This is a genomic window from Ensifer adhaerens, assembly GCF_000697965.2.
Lineage (GTDB): Bacteria > Pseudomonadota > Alphaproteobacteria > Rhizobiales > Rhizobiaceae > Ensifer > Ensifer adhaerens.
The window spans coordinates 1,034,506-1,053,301 of the sequence record NZ_CP015880.1; the positions used below are offsets into that span (position 1 = coordinate 1,034,506).

14 protein-coding genes and 1 riboswitch are annotated in these 18,796 nt (G+C 61.6%); of the genes, 11 read left to right on the forward strand and 3 right to left on the reverse strand.

What is annotated here, in order from left to right; genetic code table 11:
• Positions 1-118 precede the first annotated feature (118 nt).
• Positions 119-1,402 (forward strand): O-acetylhomoserine aminocarboxypropyltransferase, encoded by a 1,284-nt coding sequence (locus FA04_RS04920; RefSeq protein WP_034803656.1) that lies wholly within the window; start codon positions 119-121, stop codon positions 1,400-1,402.
• 50 nt (positions 1,403-1,452) lie between these two features.
• Positions 1,453-1,797, forward strand: a complete 345-nt coding sequence (locus tag FA04_RS04925) for a cupin domain-containing protein (RefSeq protein ID WP_034803653.1) — start codon at positions 1,453-1,455, stop codon at positions 1,795-1,797.
• 35 nt (positions 1,798-1,832) lie between these two features.
• Here FA04_RS04925 and FA04_RS04930 read toward each other — a convergent pair whose 3' ends face one another.
• Positions 1,833-3,071, reverse strand: a complete 1,239-nt coding sequence (locus tag FA04_RS04930) for a cytochrome P450 (RefSeq protein ID WP_034803650.1) — start codon at positions 3,069-3,071, stop codon at positions 1,833-1,835.
• 205 nt (positions 3,072-3,276) lie between these two features.
• Between FA04_RS04930 and FA04_RS04935 the strand changes: the two genes are divergently transcribed.
• The 9 genes from FA04_RS04935 to FA04_RS04975 all read left to right on the forward strand — a co-directional run bounded on the left by FA04_RS04935 (position 3,277) and on the right by FA04_RS04975 (position 15,887).
• Positions 3,277-3,924: a VOC family protein gene (locus tag FA04_RS04935; RefSeq protein ID WP_034803637.1), complete on the forward strand. Its 648-nt coding sequence runs from the start codon at positions 3,277-3,279 to the stop codon at positions 3,922-3,924.
• A gap of 159 nt (positions 3,925-4,083) precedes the next feature.
• Positions 4,084-4,941, forward strand: a complete 858-nt coding sequence (locus FA04_RS04940; protein WP_034803635.1) for an endonuclease/exonuclease/phosphatase family protein — start codon at positions 4,084-4,086, stop codon at positions 4,939-4,941.
• A 19-nt stretch (positions 4,942-4,960) separates the two neighbouring features.
• Positions 4,961-6,520, forward strand: a complete 1,560-nt coding sequence (locus FA04_RS04945) for a phospholipase D family protein (RefSeq protein ID WP_034803632.1) — start codon at positions 4,961-4,963, stop codon at positions 6,518-6,520.
• Between the two features lie 287 nt (positions 6,521-6,807).
• Entirely contained in the window at positions 6,808-7,440 is a 633-nt protein-coding gene (locus tag FA04_RS04950) for an ATP-dependent Clp protease proteolytic subunit (RefSeq protein WP_034803630.1), read from the forward strand.
• 284 nt (positions 7,441-7,724) lie between these two features.
• Positions 7,725-9,002, forward strand: coding sequence for an ATP-dependent Clp protease ATP-binding subunit ClpX (gene clpX, locus FA04_RS04955; protein ID WP_034803621.1), 1,278 nt, complete (start codon positions 7,725-7,727; stop codon positions 9,000-9,002).
• Positions 9,003-9,386: 384 nt separating this feature from the next.
• Positions 9,387-11,807 carry an endopeptidase La gene (lon, locus tag FA04_RS04960; RefSeq protein WP_034803619.1) on the forward strand — a complete coding sequence of 807 codons (2,421 nt, stop codon included), beginning with the start codon at positions 9,387-9,389 and terminating at the stop codon, positions 11,805-11,807.
• A 220-nt stretch (positions 11,808-12,027) separates the two neighbouring features.
• A complete protein-coding gene (gene hupB, locus FA04_RS04965; protein ID WP_034803616.1) occupies positions 12,028-12,303 on the forward strand; it encodes a DNA-binding protein HupB in 276 nt (91 codons plus the stop codon).
• A gap of 124 nt (positions 12,304-12,427) precedes the next feature.
• A riboswitch (FMN riboswitch) is annotated at positions 12,428-12,610 on the forward strand.
• Between the two features lie 87 nt (positions 12,611-12,697).
• Positions 12,698-13,612: a DMT family transporter gene (locus tag FA04_RS04970; RefSeq protein WP_034803614.1), complete on the forward strand. Its 915-nt coding sequence runs from the start codon at positions 12,698-12,700 to the stop codon at positions 13,610-13,612.
• 67 nt (positions 13,613-13,679) lie between these two features.
• Complete coding sequence (locus FA04_RS04975; RefSeq protein WP_162253358.1) at positions 13,680-15,887, forward strand: esterase-like activity of phytase family protein; 2,208 nt, start codon at positions 13,680-13,682, stop codon at positions 15,885-15,887.
• Between the two features lie 95 nt (positions 15,888-15,982).
• Here the strand turns inward: FA04_RS04975 and FA04_RS04980 are convergent, their stop codons facing one another.
• The gene (locus FA04_RS04980) at positions 15,983-16,459 is read right to left on the reverse strand and encodes a MarR family winged helix-turn-helix transcriptional regulator (protein WP_034803611.1); all 477 of its coding nucleotides are present in this window, start codon (positions 16,457-16,459) and stop codon (positions 15,983-15,985) included.
• 228 nt (positions 16,460-16,687) lie between these two features.
• Positions 16,688-18,526: a HAMP domain-containing methyl-accepting chemotaxis protein gene (locus tag FA04_RS04985; protein ID WP_034803609.1), complete on the reverse strand. Its 1,839-nt coding sequence runs from the start codon at positions 18,524-18,526 to the stop codon at positions 16,688-16,690.
• Between the last annotated feature and the right edge of the window lie 270 nt (positions 18,527-18,796).

An 18,796-nucleotide genomic window follows, 5' to 3' on the forward strand; every position in this document is an offset into this window, starting at 1 on the left:
GCCGCGGCTTGCGCGTGCAACTGCGCAGGTTCGATAGCGGTTCACGCGTAGATTCAAGGTGATAGAGCATCTCCGGCGCGCCGGTTGGCGGCCGCGCTCTGGTCACGGGAGGGACGAAATGACGAAAGACAATCCTGGTTTCAACACGCTCGCAATCCATGCGGGGGCGCAACCTGACCCAACCACGGGTGCACGGGCGACGCCGATCTACCAGACGACGAGCTTCGTCTTCAACGACACCGACCATGCGGCGGCACTCTTCGGTCTCCAGCAGTTCGGCAACATCTATACCCGCATCATGAACCCGACGCAGGCAGTGCTCGAAGAGCGTATTGCCGCGCTCGAAGGCGGCACGGCGGCGCTCGCCGTCGCCTCCGGCCACGCCGCACAGCTCCTCGTCTTCCACACGATCATGAGCCCGGGCGACAATTTCATTGCCGCCAACCGGCTTTATGGCGGCTCGGTCAACCAGTTCGGCCACGCCTTCAAGTCCTTCGACTGGCAGGTCCGCTGGGCCGACCCTGCCGATCCGGCTTCCATTGAGGCGAAGATCGATCGGCGCACCAAGGCGATCTTCATCGAGAGCCTCGCCAATCCCGGCGGCACCTTCGTCGATATTGCCGCCATCGCCGAGGTTGCCCGCAAGCACGACCTGCCGCTGATCGTCGACAACACCATGGCCACACCTTACCTGTTGCGGCCGCTGGAGCATGGCGCCGATATCGTCGTGCATTCGCTGACGAAGTTCATCGGCGGCCACGGCAACTCCATGGGCGGCGTCATCGTCGATGGCGGCACCTTCGACTGGTCGAAGTCCGGCAAGTATCCGATGCTGTCCGAACCGCGTCCGGAGTATGCCGGCGTCGTGCTGCATCAGACCTTCGGTAACATCGCCTTCGCCATTGCCGCGCGTGTCCTCGGCCTGCGCGACTTCGGTCCGGCGATCTCGCCGTTCAATGCCTTCATGCTGGTAACGGGCTCCGAAACGCTGCCGCTGCGCATGCAGCGCCATTGCGACAACGCACTTGCGGTCGCCAAGTGGCTGAAGACGCACGACAAGATTTCCTGGGTCAACTATGCCGGGCTGGAGGACGACCCGAACCACGCCCTGCAGCAGCGCTATTCGCCGAAGGGCGCCGGTGCCGTCTTCACCTTCGGGCTCAAGGGTGGCTACGAGGCGGGCAAGCGTTTCGTCGAGGGGCTGGAAATGTTCTCTCACCTCGCCAATATCGGCGACACGCGCTCGCTCGTCATTCACCCAGCCTCGACCACGCATCGCCAGCTCACGCCCGAGCAGCAGGTGGCGGCCGGTGCCGGCCCTGACGTCGTGCGCCTGTCGGTCGGCATTGAGGATGTTTCGGACATCATCGCCGATCTCGAACAGTCGTTGGCAAAGCTTTGAAACACTAGCTGCGAAGGGCGCGCCAGCGCGCCCTTCGCAAGGGTGCCAAGATGACGAATATGCAGAAGTTTGACCTGTCCACCGCCGAGGCGGAAATCGGTACGCCTGCGGCCGACCGGCTCATCTCAGGTGCGCCGCAGTTCAAGACCTGGAACCTTGAGGAGGCCGAAGGTGGTCTCTATGCCGGGGTCTGGGAATCGACGCCCGGCAAATGGCGGATCGTCTACGAGGAGTGGGAATACTTCCACATCCTCTCAGGCTATTCGATCGTCACGCAGGATGGCGGCGAAGCGGCGCATCTGCGCGCCGGCGACAGCATGATCCTGCGTCCCGGCTTTGAGGGCACCTGGGAGGTCGTGGAGACGACCCGCAAGGACTATGTCATCCGTCTGTGATCGCTGGGGCACCGGAGATCAGTCTTCGGTGCTCGTCACCAGACGAGGTCGAGGCGTTCCAGGCCGTGAAAATGGAACGCGTCCTTGACCTCGGGCTCGTTCTTCAGCCGCATGTTCGGCAGGCGCTGAAACAGAATAGGCAGCGCCAGATTGAGCTCCAGCCGGGCAAGCGGCGCGCCGATACAGAAATGCAGGCCCGCTCCGAAAGAGACATTGGCGCCTTCGTCGCGCGTCGGCCGGAACGCGTTCGGTCCGGTGAACTTCTTCGGGTCCACGTTCGCCGCTCCGAGCAGCAGGCCGATCTTGTCGCCCTTTCGCAGAGTGACGCCTTCATCGAGTTCGATATCCGAGAGCGCATAACGCTGGAAAATATGCAGCGGTGCCGCAAAGCGCAGACACTCCTCCACCGTCAGCGCGGTTGCCGTCTCCGTGGCAAACAGGTCTTTCGCCGGAAGCCCGGATTGCAGGATTGTCTTCACCGCGTTGCCGATCTGGTGCACGGTCGCCTCGTGACCTGCGTTGAGGAGGAGGGCGGTGGTCGAGACCAGCTCCGCCTCCGACAGCCGCTCGCCATCCTTTTCCGAGGTAATCATGTGCGTCAGCAGGTCGTCTGCGGGGGTGCGGCACTTCTCGGCGATGATGCCGCGCAGATAGTCGGCAAAATCTGCGGAGGCTTGGTTAGCGTCGAGTTCGGTCTCGTAGCTCGGGTTGAAGACATACATCCGAACCATGCGATGCGACCAGTCGAGCAGATCGGGCGCCGCTTCGACGGGAATGCCGAGCATGCGGGCGATGATGGTCACGGGAAGCGTTTCGGCAAAGCTTTTCAGCAGTTCGACCTCGCCGTCATCGGCAAAGCTGTCGATGAGGGCATGCGACAGTTGCTCGATGTCCGGCCGCAGCTGTTCGATCTGCCGCGAGACGAAGGCCCGGTTGACGAGCGTGCGCAGCCGCGTGTGCGCCGGTGGTTCGAGTTCCAGCAGCGAATGCGCTTCGAGCGCGTCGAAATCCTTCAGATGCGGCTTCGGCAGCGGCAGGCCGAGTTCGTCGCGTGTCGCCACATGCAGTATCTGCCGGCCGAAGCGTCGGTCGCGCAAAAGCGCGTTCACCAGGTCGTAGCCGGCGAAATACCATTGCTGACGTTCCTCCCAGAAGAAGGCCGGGCACTGCGCATGGATCTCGGCATAGGCTGCGAGCGGATCACGGTAGAAGGCTGGATCCCGCGCGTCGATGGAAACGCGCCTCAGCGTGCGGTCGATGGAAATGGCAGGCATGGCAGCGGCTCTTCGCGGACTTCAATGGTCCCTATGTCTAAGGGAACCGCGGTTCGGCCGGCAAGGGCGGATATCGGCACCCGCCGCCATCGGGGCGTTGACAGCACGTGCCATGGCGGCCAATCTCTGCTGGCTGCGTAGGGCGCATCGGCAGAGGGCTGAAAGGGCAACGCCCGCCTACGGAACACAGACCGTAGTTGCGCCCATGCCAAACCTTGAAAACCTGAAGAAGCAAGCGAAGCAATACCTCAGATGGCATCGCGACCAATACTATCCGGTCGCAGCCGAGATCAGGGCTGCCTTGCCGCGCTTCCGCGATCTTGACGACGAGACTATTCTCAAGTCGGAGTTCAAGCTCGCCGACGCGCAGGAACTGATCGCGCGTCAATCGGGGTTCGACAGTTGGCAGGCGCTCAAATCAGGAGCCCTGACAATGACCATGCAATCCAAACCCGCCACACCGCAGCCGGTGCTGCAATCGACAGCCGCGCAGTTGTTCGTTGCCGATATCAGCGCCGCATGCGACTTCTTCACCGAGAAGCTCGGCTTTGCGGTCGATTTCGTCTACGGCGATCCGCCCTTCTACGGGCAGGTGATCCGGGACAATGCTCGGCTCGCTCTGCGTCTCGTCTGCGAACCCGTCTTCGTCGGCGACATCCGGCAGCGCGAGCACCTGCTTTCCGCCTCCATCGCCCTCGATACCGCCAATGACATCAAGCAATTGTTCCTGAGCTACCAGTCGGCCGGGGTCTTTTTTCACCAAACGTTGCGCACGGAACCCTGGGGCGCACGGACGTTTATCGTGCTCGATCCCGACGGAAATCTGATCCTGTTTGCAGGGCCGGCCGATTGAACGAAAGCGCGGGAAGGGGCGCCGGTAGCGCGCGTTTGCTGCCGGCGTCCGTATCTCCAGGCGTGCTATCCGCGGGGAACAAACTTCCGCTTTCCTCCCTTTTTCTGTGGCACCAGGCGACCTATTTGCGCATGATGCGGCCAGCAAGCAGGGAGCGGCATGGGAAAAAACCAGTCCAGTCTATCGGCGGGGATCGTCGCTGCGATCCGCAAGAGACGCCCCACCGTCGTTCATCGCGAAGCCGCGGTCAGCCGTGGCGATATCGTAATCGCCTCCTACAACATTCACAAATGCGTCGGCACCGACGGGCGCTTCGACCCCGGTCGTACCGCCAATGTCATCGGTGAGTTGGGCGCAGATATCGTCGCGCTTCAGGAGGCCGACCAGCGGTTCGGTGAGCGTGCCGGTCTGCTCGATCTCGAGCATTTGCGCCGCGAGGCACACCTTGTTTCGGTGCCGATTTCCGGATTTTCGACCAAGGGGCATGGCTGGCACGGCAATGTCCTGCTGCTGCGTGAGGGCGCCGTTTCCGACGTGCGGCAGCTCAAGCTGCCCGGCGTGGAACCGCGCGGTGCGCTGGTCGTCGATCTCGATCTGAAAGTGGGGCCGCTGCGCATCATCGCCGCCCATCTAGGACTTCTGCGGCATTCGCGTGCCCAGCAGGCCGAGGCGATCCTCGAGGCAGCGTCCGACGCGAACGGGCGGCCGACGCTGCTCATCGGCGACCTTAATGAATGGCGGATGGGGCGGCGTTCGTCGCTGTCCTTCCTCAGCCCGGTATTCGATCCGTCCCACGCGACGGTCGCCAGTTTTCCCTCACGCTTTCCCCTGTTGCCGCTCGACCGTGTGCTCGGAAACCCGCATAGCCTGGTGACGTCGGTCGCCGTGCACGATTCGCCGTTGGCGCGGATTGCCTCGGATCATCTGCCGGTAAAGGCCTCGATCGACCTGAAGGCGGCGCAGCCGGAACAAAGAGACGGCCGACGGGTCGAAGCCGGGCGTACGGGGGCGGCCTAAAGGCACGGGCGAGTTTTCGATGGGATCCTCTATCCTGTTCACCGTTGCCGCCATCCTCGGACTGGTTGTGGCGACGGTTCTCTATGTCTACGGCCGGTTCGGCCGCCGCCCGCACGGGCCGCCGTCAAGCGCACTCCCGCTGGCCGATGCCGGCACGGAGCTCGACCGATATGTGGCGCCGCTCGTTGCGGGGCAGGCGGGTGCCAATGGGGTGGCGCTTGTTTCCGATAATATTGAGGCCCTGGTGGTCCGAGCGCACGCAGCACGGCGCGCCGGACGCAGCCTCGACCTGCAGTACTACTACTGGAAGGGCGACCTGACCGGTCTTCTTCTCGCCCGCGAGATCCTGGCCGCCGCGGACCGTGGCGTGCGCGTCCGGCTGCTGCTCGACGACATCAATGCGGGCATCCATGACCGAATGTGCATCGCGCTCGACGCCCATCCCCATATCGACGTACGGCTCTTCAATCCGAGCCGGGCGCGCACCGACCGCTTTCGCCGCGGCTTCGAAATGGCGATCCGCGCCTTCAGCGCCACGCGCCGCATGCACAACAAGCTCTGGGTAGCCGACGGCCGCGTTGCGATAGCCGGCGGCCGCAACATCGGAGACGCCTATTTCGATGCCGCCGAGCTCTCCAATTTCCGTGACCTCGATGTCTGGATGGTCGGACCCGTGCTGGAGCAGGCATCCGCCATGTTCGACCGCTACTGGAACAGCACATCCGTGCTCCCGATCGCGGCGCTGCGCACGCCGCGCAAGCAGTATCTGCCGGCACTGCGCGATTCCGTCGAAGGATTGGCGCGCACGCCGGCAGGCCGGTTCTATCTCGAGCGCGTCGACAAGGCGGTTGACGAGGCGGAGATCTACCAAGGCACACGGCGGCTTCACTGGAGTTCCGAGATCCGTCTGGCATCCGATCCGCCGGAAAAGGCGCTGATGCAGCGGCGCCAGAACTGGCTGTTGCGCGAACTCTTTCCGCTGATCGAGGCAGCCACGCGGGACTTGCGGATAATCTCGCCCTATTTCATTCCCGGCGTTGCCGGCACGCGGGAACTCGCCGCCATTGTTTCGCGCGGCGCTCGCGTGGCGGTCCTGACCAATTCGCTTGCAGCGACCGACGTTGCCGCCGTTCACGGCGGTTATGTCAAATATCGCCGGAAGCTCATCCGGGCCGGCGTCGCGCTCTTCGAGTTGAAGGAGCAGGGCGATGTCGCCGAGGGACACCGCATGACATTGTTCGGACGCCGCAACGCGAGCCTGCACAGCAAGGCGTTCGTGGTCGATGGCCTGAACGGTTTTGTCGGCTCGATGAACTTCGATCCGCGCTCCGCTTCACTCAACACGGAAATGGGCGTCGTCTTTCAGGATGCGGCACTCGCCGGCGAACTGGCTTCCATGTTCGAGGAGGAAACTTCGCCGTCGATCAGCTACCGGGTCGACATCGAAGGATCGCGTCTTGTCTGGCGTGATCGCGCCAATGGCTCCGAGCGGCTGGTGCGCCACGAGCCGGACGCGAGCCTGGCAAGGCGCATGATCGCCGGGGTAATCCGTGTGTTGCCGATCGAGTCGCAGCTGTGAACAGCGCCCAGGTTCGCGGATTTCCCCTTCGTTTACCGATATCACCGAAGCCTGTGTGCAGAGTTTGCGTCCATGGCCTCAACCGAGGATATCGATGGAAAAATGTTCTATCGCCAACCATGTGTGGAGGACGGCCGAACTTCGAAGCAAAGCGGACCTTCGATTAAGCTTATCGAAGCTTCGCGACTTGAAGTGAAGGGTGTTGACACTCTATGTAGGAGCAGAAGGTAAATCCCGTGATTCCCGGTTCGCAAAGGTTTTGCGAACCCGATTGATGAAGGTTCGATATGAGAAATCCCGTTGATACCGCCCTGGCACTGGTGCCGATGGTTGTTGAACAGACCAACCGCGGTGAACGTTCCTACGATATCTTTTCGCGCCTTCTGAAGGAGCGCATCATCTTCGTGACCGGCCCGGTCGAAGACCAGATGGCAACGCTCGTCTGCGCCCAGCTTCTTTTCCTTGAAGCAGAAAACCCTAAGAAGGAAATCGCGCTCTACATCAATTCGCCGGGCGGCGTCGTCACGTCGGGCATGGCGATCTACGACACGATGCAGTTCATCAAGCCGGCCGTTTCGACGCTCTGCGTCGGTCAGGCCGCCTCGATGGGTTCGCTGCTCCTGGCCGCCGGCCACAAGGACATGCGTTTCGCGACGCCGAACGCGCGCATCATGGTTCACCAGCCCTCGGGCGGTTTCCAGGGCCAGGCCTCGGATATCGAGCGCCACGCCAAGGACATCCTGAAGATGAAGCGCCGCCTCAACGAGGTCTACGTCAAGCACTGCGGACGGACCTATGAAGAGGTTGAGCAGACGCTCGATCGCGATCATTTCATGAATGCGGACGAAGCTCTGAGCTGGGGCCTTGTCGACAAGGTTCTGACCTCGCGCGAAGAGATCGAGGGCGGCGAGCAGGCCTGATAACGCGCATTTGTGTCGGGATAGATGTAATTGTGACACAATTGTAATGGCTCAAGGGCTTTATCGACAGGGTAAAGCCGGTAATATGAACCATTAATGCTATGTTGGAATCTGTCAGCGTAGTGTTCGTTCGGAGTTGGGAGAGTCGTTGCGACTGCGTCGGGCGTTTACGCCTGGGGCGGTGAGTACTCCCGGAAGCCCTGTTTGAGGTTGAGGCTCAGGGCAAATTGAGTGGTCCGCGATACTTATCTTGAAAGTGTCCGGCGTGCTGGAAGGAAGTGGAAATGAGCAAGGTCAGCGGAAGCAACGGCGGTGACTCGAAGAATACACTTTATTGTTCGTTCTGCGGCAAGAGCCAGCACGAAGTCCGAAAACTGATTGCCGGACCGACCGTGTTCATCTGCGATGAATGCGTCGAACTGTGCATGGATATCATTCGCGAAGAGAACAAGACCTCGATGGTCAAGTCCCGCGACGGTGTTCCGACGCCTCAGGAAATCATCAAGGTTCTGGACGAATACGTCATCGGCCAGCAGCAGGCGAAGCGCATCCTTTCGGTCGCCGTTCACAACCATTACAAGCGCCTGGCGCACGCCGCCAAGGGCAGCGACGTCGAGCTTGCGAAGTCGAACATCATGCTGGTCGGCCCGACCGGCTGCGGCAAGACCTATCTCGCCCAGACGCTCGCCCGCATCATCGACGTGCCGTTCACCATGGCCGACGCAACGACGCTGACCGAAGCCGGTTATGTCGGTGAAGACGTCGAGAACATTATCCTGAAGCTGCTTCAGGCTGCCGACTACAACGTCGAGCGCGCCCAGCGCGGCATCGTCTACATCGACGAAGTCGACAAGATTTCGCGCAAGTCCGACAACCCGTCGATAACCCGCGACGTATCGGGCGAGGGCGTGCAGCAGGCGCTTCTGAAGATCATGGAAGGCACGGTTGCCTCGGTACCACCGCAGGGCGGCCGCAAGCATCCGCAGCAGGAATTCCTGCAGGTGGATACGACCAACATCCTGTTCATCTGCGGCGGTGCCTTTGCCGGCCTCGACAAGATCATCTCCGCCCGTGGCGAGAAGACCTCGATCGGTTTCGGCGCAACGGTCCGCTCGCCGGAAGATCGCCGTGTCGGCGAAGTTCTGCGCGAACTGGAGCCGGAAGATCTCGTCAAGTTCGGCCTGATCCCGGAATTCATCGGTCGTCTGCCGGTTCTGGCGACGCTGGAAGATCTCGATGAAGATGCGCTGATCCAGATCCTATCCGAGCCGAAGAACGCTCTGATCAAGCAGTACCAGCGCCTGTTCGAGATGGAAGACGTCGAACTGACCTTCCACGAGGACGCGCTTCGCGAGATCGCGCGTCGGGCGATCGTGCGCAAGACCGGTGCCCGTGGCCTTCGCTCCATCATGGAGAAGATCCTGCTCGACACCATGTTCGAGCTGCCGACGCTCGAAGGCGTGCGCGAAGTGGTCATCTCGGACGAGGTGGTCAAGGGCGCTGCCCGGCCGCTCTACATCTACTCGGAACGGTCGGACGAAAAGACCAACGTTTCGGCCTGAGCGTCCTGAATTACCCTTTGAGAAGCCCGCCTCGTGCGGGCTTTTTCATGTCTGCTTCATGTGTTCACACTTAGCTGTTGAGACACCTGCGCCGGGGCGCAGATTTCACAATTCGATTGTTGCTAAAGTGCCGCAAACAACGCAATGATGTGACGATTCAATGAAGGACCTTAATGGTTGCGGTCCATGAGCTTGTAGTCCGTCGCAAGGTCCGCAACAGCATTGATGCGTAGTCAGAAGGACCCGGCCACTGTTTGTGGATGTCTGCGTCGAGCCTTGAAATGGACGCGGTCGCACTCCACTTTCATGTGGAAAATATGACAGCCGGGAGTGCCTGTAGGGCTCCCGGATACGGGCCCGAAATCGGGACGGAAAGGAAATGACATGACGAACAAAACGTCACCGGCGACTGAAAGCGCGACCTACCCGGTCCTGCCGCTCCGCGACATCGTAGTCTTCCCGCATATGATCGTGCCGCTTTTCGTCGGCCGCGAAAAATCGATCCGTGCGCTTGAGGAAGTCATGGGCACCGACAAGCAGATCATGCTTGCCACCCAGATCAACGCCACAGACGACGATCCGGAACCGTCCGCGATCTACGAAGTCGGCACCATCGCCAACGTTCTTCAACTGCTGAAGCTGCCCGACGGCACCGTCAAGGTACTGGTCGAGGGCCGCGCGCGCGCCAAAATCGACGGCTACACGCCGCGCGAGGAATTCTATGAGGCTTCGGCGCATAGCCTGAGCGAGCCGGAGGAAGATCCGGTCGAGATCGAGGCGCTCAGCCGCTCGGTCGTGTCCGAATTCGAAAGCTACGTAAAGCTCAACAAGAAGATCTCTCCCGAGGTCGTCGGCGTTGCCAGCCAGATCGAGGACTATTCGAAGCTGGCCGACACGGTCGCTTCGCACCTGTCGATCAAGATCGTCGAAAAGCAGGAAATGCTGGAGACCACCAGCGTGAAGATGCGCCTGGAAAAGGCGCTCGGCTTCATGGAAGGCGAGATCTCCGTCCTGCAGGTGGAAAAGCGCATCCGCTCGCGCGTCAAGCGCCAGATGGAGAAGACCCAGCGCGAGTACTACCTCAACGAACAGATGAAGGCGATCCAGAAGGAACTCGGCGACGGCGAAGACGGCCGCGACGAGATGGCCGAGCTCGAAGAGCGTATCGCCAAGACCAAGCTTTCCAAGGAAGCGCGCGAAAAGGCTGATGCAGAGCTGAAGAAGCTGCGCCAGATGAGCCCGATGTCGGCGGAAGCCACCGTCGTTCGCAACTACCTGGATTGGCTGCTCGGCCTGCCCTGGGGCAAGAAGTCGAAGATCAAGACCGACCTGAACCATGCCGAGGAAGTGCTCAACGTCGATCATTTCGGCCTCGACAAGGTCAAGGAGCGCATCGTCGAGTATCTCGCCGTGCAGGCGCGTTCGACCAAGATCAAGGGCCCCATCCTGTGCCTCGTCGGCCCTCCGGGCGTCGGCAAGACCTCGCTCGCCAAGTCGATCGCCAAGGCGACCGGCCGCGAATATGTGCGCATGGCGCTGGGCGGCGTTCGTGACGAAGCCGAGATCCGTGGCCACCGCCGCACCTATATCGGCTCGATGCCGGGCAAGGTCGTTCAGTCGATGAAGAAGGCGAAGCGGTCCAATCCGCTGTTCCTGCTCGACGAAATCGACAAGATGGGCCAGGACTTCCGCGGCGATCCGTCGTCGGCGCTGCTCGAGGTGCTGGATCCGGAACAGAACTCGACCTTCATGGACCACTACCTGGAGGTCGAATACGACCTGTCCAACGTGATGTTCATCACCACCGCCAACACGCTGAATATCCCGGCGCCGTTGATGGACCGCATGGAAGTGATCCGCATCGCCGGCTACACGGAAGAGGAAAAGCTGGAAATCGCCAAGCGGCATCTGCTGCCGAAGGCGATCCGCGACCACGCGCTGCAGCCGAAGGAATTCTCGGTCACAGACGGCGCGCTGATGGCGGTCATCCAGACCTACACCCGCGAAGCCGGTGTGCGTAACTTCGAACGCGAGTTGATGAAGCTCGCCCGCAAGGCCGTGACCGAGATCATCAAGGGCAAGGCCAAGAAGGTCGAAGTGAACGCTGCCAACATTAACGACTATCTGGGCGTTCCGCGCTTCCGCCACGGCGAAGCCGAACGTGACGATCAGATCGGTGTTGTCACCGGTCTCGCATGGACTGAGGTCGGCGGCGAGCTTCTGACGATCGAAGGCGTCATGATGCCCGGCAAGGGCCGCATGACCGTCACCGGCAACCTGCGCGACGTGATGAAGGAATCGATTTCCGCGGCGGCTTCTTATGTCCGCTCGCGCGCAATCGACTTCGGCATCGAACCGCCGCTGTTCGACAAGCGTGACATCCACGTGCACGTACCGGAAGGTGCGACGCCGAAGGATGGCCCGTCGGCCGGCGTCGCCATGGCAACCACGATCGTGTCGATCATGACCGGCATCCCGATCTCCAAGGATGTCGCAATGACCGGCGAGATCACGCTGCGCGGCCGCGTGCTGCCGATCGGCGGTCTGAAGGAGAAGCTCCTGGCAGCGCTGCGGGGCGGCATCAAGAAGGTGCTGATCCCGGAAGAGAACGCCAAGGATCTCGCCGAGATCCCGGACAACGTGAAGAACGCGCTCGAAATCATCCCGGTTTCGCGGGTGGGCGAAGTGCTCGAACACGCTCTGGTGCGCATGCCGGAACCGATCGATTGGGACCCGGCAAACGAGCCGGCAACCGTAGCACCGGTTGATTCGCAGGACGAAGCAGGCTCCTCCGTCGCCCACTGACGGGGGCTTGAAAATGGGTGCAGCCGGCTCGCGCGGCGCTCATTTTGCAGAAAAATTGGGAAGACCGGCCATTGGCCGGTCTTTTTTGTTGTAAAAGCGCCCTGCAAGCCTTGCATTCCAAGGGATTAGGCGCAATTGGGAAAGGCAAGACGCGGGCGAAGCGCAAGCCGCCGCGCCTTAAAACACAGTCGTTTCGAACCAATCTGAAAGGGGTGGAAACATGAACAAAAATGAGCTCGTGTCTGCCGTTGCTGAGAAGGCCGGACTTTCCAAGACCGACGCATCTTCTGCAGTTGATGCAGTTTTCGAGACCATCCAGGCTGAGCTGAAGAACGGCGGCGACATTCGCCTGGTCGGCTTCGGCAACTTCTCGGTTTCGCGCCGCGAAGCCTCGAAGGGCCGTAACCCGTCCACGGGTGCGGAAGTTGACATCCCGGCACGCAACGTGCCGAAGTTCACGGCCGGCAAGGGCCTGAAGGATGCCGTCAACGGCTGATGAGATTTGCTTGGCGGCCGGACACGAGGCCGGCAGTCCAGGTATTCGAGGGTTCGGCGCAAGCCGGACCCTTTCGCATTTTTGGGGCAGCCCTTGCGAGTGTCCGTCATTTGCTCTAGGGCTTGCCCATTCTCAGGGCGGGGTGAAAGTCCCCACCGGCGGTAAGGGCATGACAGCGCGGCGTCTTGGAGACGCGCGAAGGTGGCCCAAGCCCGCGAGCGCCTTTCCTCGATTTTTGGGGAGAGGGTCAGCAGATCCGGTGCAACTCCGGAGCCGACGGTCATAGTCCGGATGAAAGAGAATGGTCGCTGGCACGAAGGGTAGGGATGCCCGGCGTCGTGCCGTGCGCTCATGCGTCCTGATTTGTGTTTGGTCCGCTTTCAGGGTGCATGACATGAATCAGACTTCCCTCGGCTTTTTCTCCTCGCGCGCCATGGCCGGAGCCGGCTTCATGGTGTTGGCTGGGATCGCTTTCGCCGGCCTCAATGTCGTCACCCAATGGCTGACGATGAAGCTCGGTTTTCCAGCCACCGCCATGGCGTTCTGGCAATATGCCTTCGCCTTCCTCTTCTCACTGCCGTTTCTGCGACGCGTCGGGCTGTCGGCCATGCGCACCGACTATCCCTGGCGTCACGTCGTGCGCGTGGTGCTGGCCGCCTTCGGTGTGGGGGCCTGGGTCTCCGGTCTGGCGCACGTGCCGATCTGGCAGGCGATCGCGCTGGTCATGACCTCACCGTTCTTCATCATCCTCGGCGCCCGCCTGTTTCTCGGCGAACGCGTCGGCGCGGCGCGCTGGGCCGCAACCGCGGTCGGTTTCGCCGGGGCGATGATCATTCTCGAACCGTGGTCGGACAGCTTCAGCTGGGCCGCCCTTTTGCCGATCCTGTCGGCGCTGTTGTGGGGCGCTTCGTCGCTCATCACCAAGAGCCTCACAAGTCTCGAGCGCCCCGAAACGATCACCGTATGGCTGCTTGTGCTTCTGACCCCGATCAACGGCGCCATCGCGCTTTCGGCCGGCTTCACCATGCCGGATGGGACAGCACTCGGCTTCCTGCTGCTCGCCGGGATACTGACCGTAGTCGCGCAATATCTGCTGACGCTCGCCTATACTGTTGCCGACGCTGCCTATGTGCAGCCCTTCGACGATCTGAAGCTGCCGCTTAACGTCTTTGCGGGCTGGCTGGTCTTCGGTTACGCGCCGACAGGATATCTTTGGGTCGGCGCAGTGCTGATCCTTGGCGCCTCGCTGTTCATCATGCGCAACGAGATGCGGCGCGAGCGCGCCGCGCCTGCAACCGGAACGGTGTAAAACCCAAGCGTTGTCATTCGGCTGTCATCGGCATCGCGCAGAACCCCCATGTTTTCAGTGTTCGCACATGGGGGATTTCATGACCATCACTTCGCGCGTGACCGCGCTTGCGGCCGTTCTTCTTGCATCCGCAGCATTTCCTGCGGCGGCCGAGCCCGTCTTCAACCGCATTGCATCCTTTGCTGTTGCCGATAACCTGCCGGAAGGCGATGCGCGCAAGGCGCCGACATCTGCCGAAATCATCACGGCCAGCGAAGACGGCAACACGCTTGTCTATTCCGACAGCCCCGGCAAGCGCGTCGGCCTGATCGACATCACCGATGCCAAGGCGCCGAAGGCAGCCGGCACGGTCTCTTTTGCCGGCGAGCCGACCTCGGTCACCATCGCCGGTGCAAAGGCACTCGTCGCGGTCAACACGCGCGAAAGCTTCGTCAAGCCTTCGGGGCTTCTTGCGATCGTCGATCTGGCCTCGAAGAAAGTCGATGCGACCTGCGATCTCGGCGGCCAGCCGGATTCGATCGCCGTCAACAAGGACCGCACGCTGGCGGCCATCGCCATCGAGAACGAGCGCGATGAAGAGCTGAACGACGGCAAGATCCCGCAGATGCCGGCCGGCGACCTCGTCATCTTGTCGTTGAAGGATGGTGTTGCCGATTGCGGTTCGCTGAAGCGCGTGACGCTGACCGGTCTTGCCGAAATCGCCGGTGAAGACCCGGAGCCGGAATTCGTTTCCTTCAACGGCAAGGACGAGATCGCGCTGACGCTGCAGGAGAACAACCACATCGTCATCATCGACGGCAAGACGGGAACGGTGAAGACGCATTTCTCTGCCGGCACGGTCGACCTCAAGAACATCGACACCAAGCGCAACGGCGCGATTGCCTTCAAGGACGAGCAGCCGGGCCGCAAACGCGAGCCCGACGCGGTGAAGTGGCTCGGCGACAACCGCATCGTCGTTGCCAACGAAGGCGACTATGAAGGCGGTTCGCGCGGTTTCACGATCTTCGACACCACCGGCAAGGTGCTCTTCGAATCGGGCGCGAGCTTCGAGCATGCGATTGCCGCCATCGGACACTATCCCGAGAAGCGCTCTTCGGCCAAGGGCGTTGAGCCCGAGGGCCTGGAAGCGGCGAAGTTCGGTGACGACAACCTGTTCTTCGTTCTGTCCGAACGTGCCTCGATCGTCGGCGTCTACAAGGATACGGGCGCCGAGCCTGAGCTGCTGCAGCTCCTGCCGTCGGGCATCTCGCCGGAAGGCGCCGTCGCGATCCCCGCGCGCAATCTCTTTGCGACCGCAAACGAAGTCGATCTCGTCGAGGACGGCGGCGCGCGCTCGCACGTGATGATCTATGAGCGTGCCGAGGGCGAAGCGGTCTATCCGCAGATCCGCTCCGCCGAGAAGGATGGCCTGCCGATCGGCTTCGGCGCACTCTCCGGTCTCGCTGCCGTTGCCGACAAGCCCGGTTTCCTGCGCGCCGTCAACGATTCGGTCTACTCGTCGCAGCCCACGATCTTCACCATCGACGCCACCCAGAAGCCGGCGCTGATCACCGAAGCGCTCGCCATCACCCGCGATGGCGCACCGGCGCAGAAGCTCGACATCGAAGGCATCGCCAATGACGGGGAAGGGGGCTTCTGGCTCGCGTCGGAAGGCAACTCCGACAAGCTCTACAGCCACGCGATCTTCCACGTGAACAAGAAGGGCGAGATCAAGAAGGAAATCGCCCTGCCGGAAGCGCTGCGTGCCGGCGAAACCCGCTTTGGCTTCGAAGGCATCACCGTTGTCGGCGAAGGCGACGAGCAGACGCTGTGGATGGCGGTTCAGCGCGAATGGAAGGATGACGAGAAGGGCTTCGTCAAGCTCGTCTCCTACAACCTGAAGAGCGAAGAATGGGGCGCCGTGCGCTACCCGCTCGAAAAGGCCGGTGACGGCTGGGTTGGTCTGTCGGAAATTTCCGTCCACGGCGACTATGCCTATGTCATCGAGCGCGACAACCTGATCGGTCAGGCTGCCAAGCTGAAGAAGATCTATCGCGTTGCGCTCTCGGAACTGAAGCCAGCTGCCCTTGGCGGTGAACTGCCCGTCGTCAAGAAGGAAGAGGTTCGTGATCTCATTCCGGAACTGAAGGCGCTGAATGGCTACGTCGTCGACAAGGTCGAAGGCTTCACCGTCGATGCCGCCGGCAACGGCTATGTCGTCACCGACAATGACGGCGTCGACGACTCCTCTGGCGAAACCCTGTTCTTCTCCATTGGCGCAATCAACGCGATGTAAGCGTTACCGCCCGGAGAAAACGGGAGAGGCCGGGACATGACGTCCCGGCCTCTTTCTGTTTCGGCACTTGTGATTTGCGACGAGCGAGAACGCTCCTAGCGGGCGATCGCGATCTGCGCTGCCTCTTCGGCCTCATCCTTGCGCTTGCGGATCTCGTCCGTCCGGTCGACCAGCTTGCCGACGATATCAAAGAGCGCGTCGAGTTCTTCGTCGTCGAGGGCCGAGAAGATCTCCTCGAGCAGCTGCTTGCGCGGGTGCTCTGCGGCTTCCAGTACGACGCGGCCCGTTTCGGTGATCGAGACGATCTTGGCGCGCCGGTCTTCAGGATCGGGCTTGCGCATGACCAGGCGGTCACGCTCCAGGCCGTCGATCGCTTCGGTGACGGTGCGCGGCGCGAAGTTCAGCGCGCAGGCGATGTCGGTCGAACGACAGGGGCCGAGCTTGCTGAGGAAGAAGAGGAACTTGCTGCGCGCCAGCGACACGCCTTCCTCGGTCATCGATTCGTTCACCAGCCGGTGAACCCGGTGGTAAAGCTCGAACAGTCTATCGGAAACTTCAAATGTCTTCTTCATGATCGTCGCTGGAATTTCATGAGGTGCCATGTGAAATGGCAGTAACATTAGTGATAGTTATAATTGCCGCATTTGTCGACACAAACCTCCGGCGTTTCACGGTAACTCCATTGCCGACAAAGAAACGGCCGCCATTTCTGGCGGCCGTTTCACTCGATGTGGCAAGAAATTCTCGCGACAGGCGACCGTTTGCGCGTCACACGACTTGCGCGTCGCCTCCGATCGCGATCAGGCGGCCCAGCGCGCGCCGTTGGTCGACTGGGCGTAGCCGTGACCGCCAGCCTCGGCGAGCGTGAAGCGCGCGATCAGTTCGCGCAGACGGCCGGCTTCCTGGGCAAGCGTCGCGCTTGCCGCATTGGCTTCCTCGACCATCGCCGCGTTCTGCTGGGTGACCTGGTCCATCTGGTTGACGGCCGTATTGACCTCGGAGAGCCCGGCGGACTGTTCCTGTGCCGAGACGGCGATCGCGTCCATATGCTGGTTGATCGTGACGATGAAGCCTTCGATCGTGCGAAGAGCCTCGCCGGTTTCGCGCACGAGACGGACGCCGCTTTCGACTTCAACGGCGGAGTTGCGGATCAGATCCTTGATCTCCTTGGCCGCGTTGGCCGAGCGCTGGGCAAGCTCGCGCACTTCCTGAGCGACGACGGCGAAACCCTTGCCGGCATCACCGGCACGTGCTGCTTCGACGCCGGCGTTGAGCGCCAGCAGGTTGGTCTGGAAAGCGATCTCGTCGATGACGCCGATGATGTTGGAGATCTGGCTCGACGAATGCTCGATGCGGCCCATGGCGTCGACCGCGCCGGAGACGATCGCGCCGGACTTGCGGGCGCTTTCGTTGGCCTGGCCGGCAACGCTGCGGGCCTCGTGAGTGCGCTTTGACGAATTGCCGACATTGACCGTGATCTGGTCGAGTGCTGCCGCCGTTTCTTCCAGAGACGCTGCCTGCTGCTCGGTCCGGCGCGACAGGTCGTCGGCGCTCTGGCTGACTTCACGGGCACCGCTGTCGATGCTGCCCGATGCTGACGAGACGGCGGCAAGCGTGTCGGCGAGCTGGGCGACAGCCTGGTTCAGGTCGTGACGCAGCTGCTCGAAATCGGGCGAGAAGGGTTCGTTGAGCTGGAAGGCGAGATCGCCCGAAGCAAGGCGGCGCAGGCCGCTCGCAAGACCGGCGGTGGCTTCCTGAAGGCGGCGCTGGGCTGCTGCTTCCGCTTCTTCCGTCACGCGCAGACGCTCGGCTTCCGCCTTGGCGCGCTGTGTCTGGGCGTCGGCTTCGAGATGCTGATTGGCGATCGCCGCCTGGCGGAAGACCTCGACCGCACGGGCCATCTCGCCGATTTCGTCCTTGCGGGCACCATAGGGGATGCTGCTGTCGGTGTCACCTTCGGCAAGGCGTGCCATCGAGCGGGTGATGATCTGGATCGGGCGAGCGATGCCGCGCACGGCATAGAGGATGGCGCCGAGCACGATGACGGCGGCAAGGGCGATGACGCCGATCTCGATCATGCGGATCTGGTCATGCGTGGCCGAGCTTGCGGCAACGGCGGCATCCGCGCCGGTGAGGTTCAGCGCCCGCATTTCCTTGATCGCCTCGTCGACCTTGCCTTCGGTCTCGCGCATCTCGACCTTGAAGACGCTCTGCGCCTTCATGTTCTCGAGGTTGTTGGAGAGCTTGACCATGCCTTCGGCGACGGAGAGATAGGCCTGATAGGCAGTCCGGACATTGTCGAGCGCCGCCTTGTCGGCATCGGTGACCATCAGGCTCGAATATTCGTCGGCGAGCTTGTTGAAGCCTCCGACGGTCTCACCGATGACCTTTTCCGCTGCCTTCTTTTCAAACGGCGTCAGGGAAATCAGATGGCGGGCAAACGCCATGCGGGTATCGGAAAGCTGCGTTTCGAGCGCGCGGGAAAGCGAGACGCGCGGTAGCCAGGTGGTGGCGATCTCGTTGTTGCGCTCGTTCATCATCTTGATGCCGCCGAGAGATGAAACGGCAAGCGCCGAAACGATAACGGCGACCACGAGGAAAAGGGCAATAAGCGTGTGGGAAATCTTGAGCCGTGACATGGTACCCCCGGAAGGACGGCCGTCCGTAAAATTGTACTTGAATTAAGTCATTCCGGCTCTTGATCGTCATGACGGAGCGGATAGCCGAAGCAGGAATCATTCCGGTGCCTGGACGCGCTTGAAACGCAGCCGGGGCAAACCTATCGAACAAGATCTTACAAAAGCCCTAATCAATTAAAGTGAGTATAATCTGATATTTGCAGGTAGCGCCGCGATGTCTTGAACAGACGATGTTAACAATCGCCGCCAACCGCATTTGTATTAGCGCCG

Excerpts from the sequence above, each read along its gene's own strand:
- FA04_RS04920 (WP_034803656.1), top strand. The coding sequence starts at position 119 with ATGACGAAAGACAATCCTGGTTTCAACACGCTCGCAATCCATGCGGGG.
- FA04_RS04925 (WP_034803653.1), top strand. The coding sequence starts at position 1,453 with ATGACGAATATGCAGAAGTTTGACCTGTCCACCGCCGAGGCGGAAATC.
- FA04_RS04930 (WP_034803650.1), bottom strand. The coding sequence starts at position 3,071 with ATGCCTGCCATTTCCATCGACCGCACGCTGAGGCGCGTTTCCATCGAC.
- FA04_RS04935 (WP_034803637.1), top strand. The coding sequence starts at position 3,277 with ATGCCAAACCTTGAAAACCTGAAGAAGCAAGCGAAGCAATACCTCAGA.
- FA04_RS04940 (WP_034803635.1), top strand. The coding sequence starts at position 4,084 with ATGGGAAAAAACCAGTCCAGTCTATCGGCGGGGATCGTCGCTGCGATC.
- FA04_RS04945 (WP_034803632.1), top strand. The coding sequence starts at position 4,961 with ATGGGATCCTCTATCCTGTTCACCGTTGCCGCCATCCTCGGACTGGTT.
- FA04_RS04950 (WP_034803630.1), top strand. The coding sequence starts at position 6,808 with ATGAGAAATCCCGTTGATACCGCCCTGGCACTGGTGCCGATGGTTGTT.
- clpX (WP_034803621.1), top strand. The coding sequence starts at position 7,725 with ATGAGCAAGGTCAGCGGAAGCAACGGCGGTGACTCGAAGAATACACTT.
- lon (WP_034803619.1), top strand. The coding sequence starts at position 9,387 with ATGACGAACAAAACGTCACCGGCGACTGAAAGCGCGACCTACCCGGTC.
- hupB (WP_034803616.1), top strand. The coding sequence starts at position 12,028 with ATGAACAAAAATGAGCTCGTGTCTGCCGTTGCTGAGAAGGCCGGACTT.
- FA04_RS04970 (WP_034803614.1), top strand. The coding sequence starts at position 12,698 with ATGAATCAGACTTCCCTCGGCTTTTTCTCCTCGCGCGCCATGGCCGGA.
- FA04_RS04975 (WP_162253358.1), top strand. The coding sequence starts at position 13,680 with ATGGGGGATTTCATGACCATCACTTCGCGCGTGACCGCGCTTGCGGCC.
- FA04_RS04980 (WP_034803611.1), bottom strand. The coding sequence starts at position 16,459 with ATGAAGAAGACATTTGAAGTTTCCGATAGACTGTTCGAGCTTTACCAC.
- FA04_RS04985 (WP_034803609.1), bottom strand. The coding sequence starts at position 18,526 with ATGTCACGGCTCAAGATTTCCCACACGCTTATTGCCCTTTTCCTCGTG.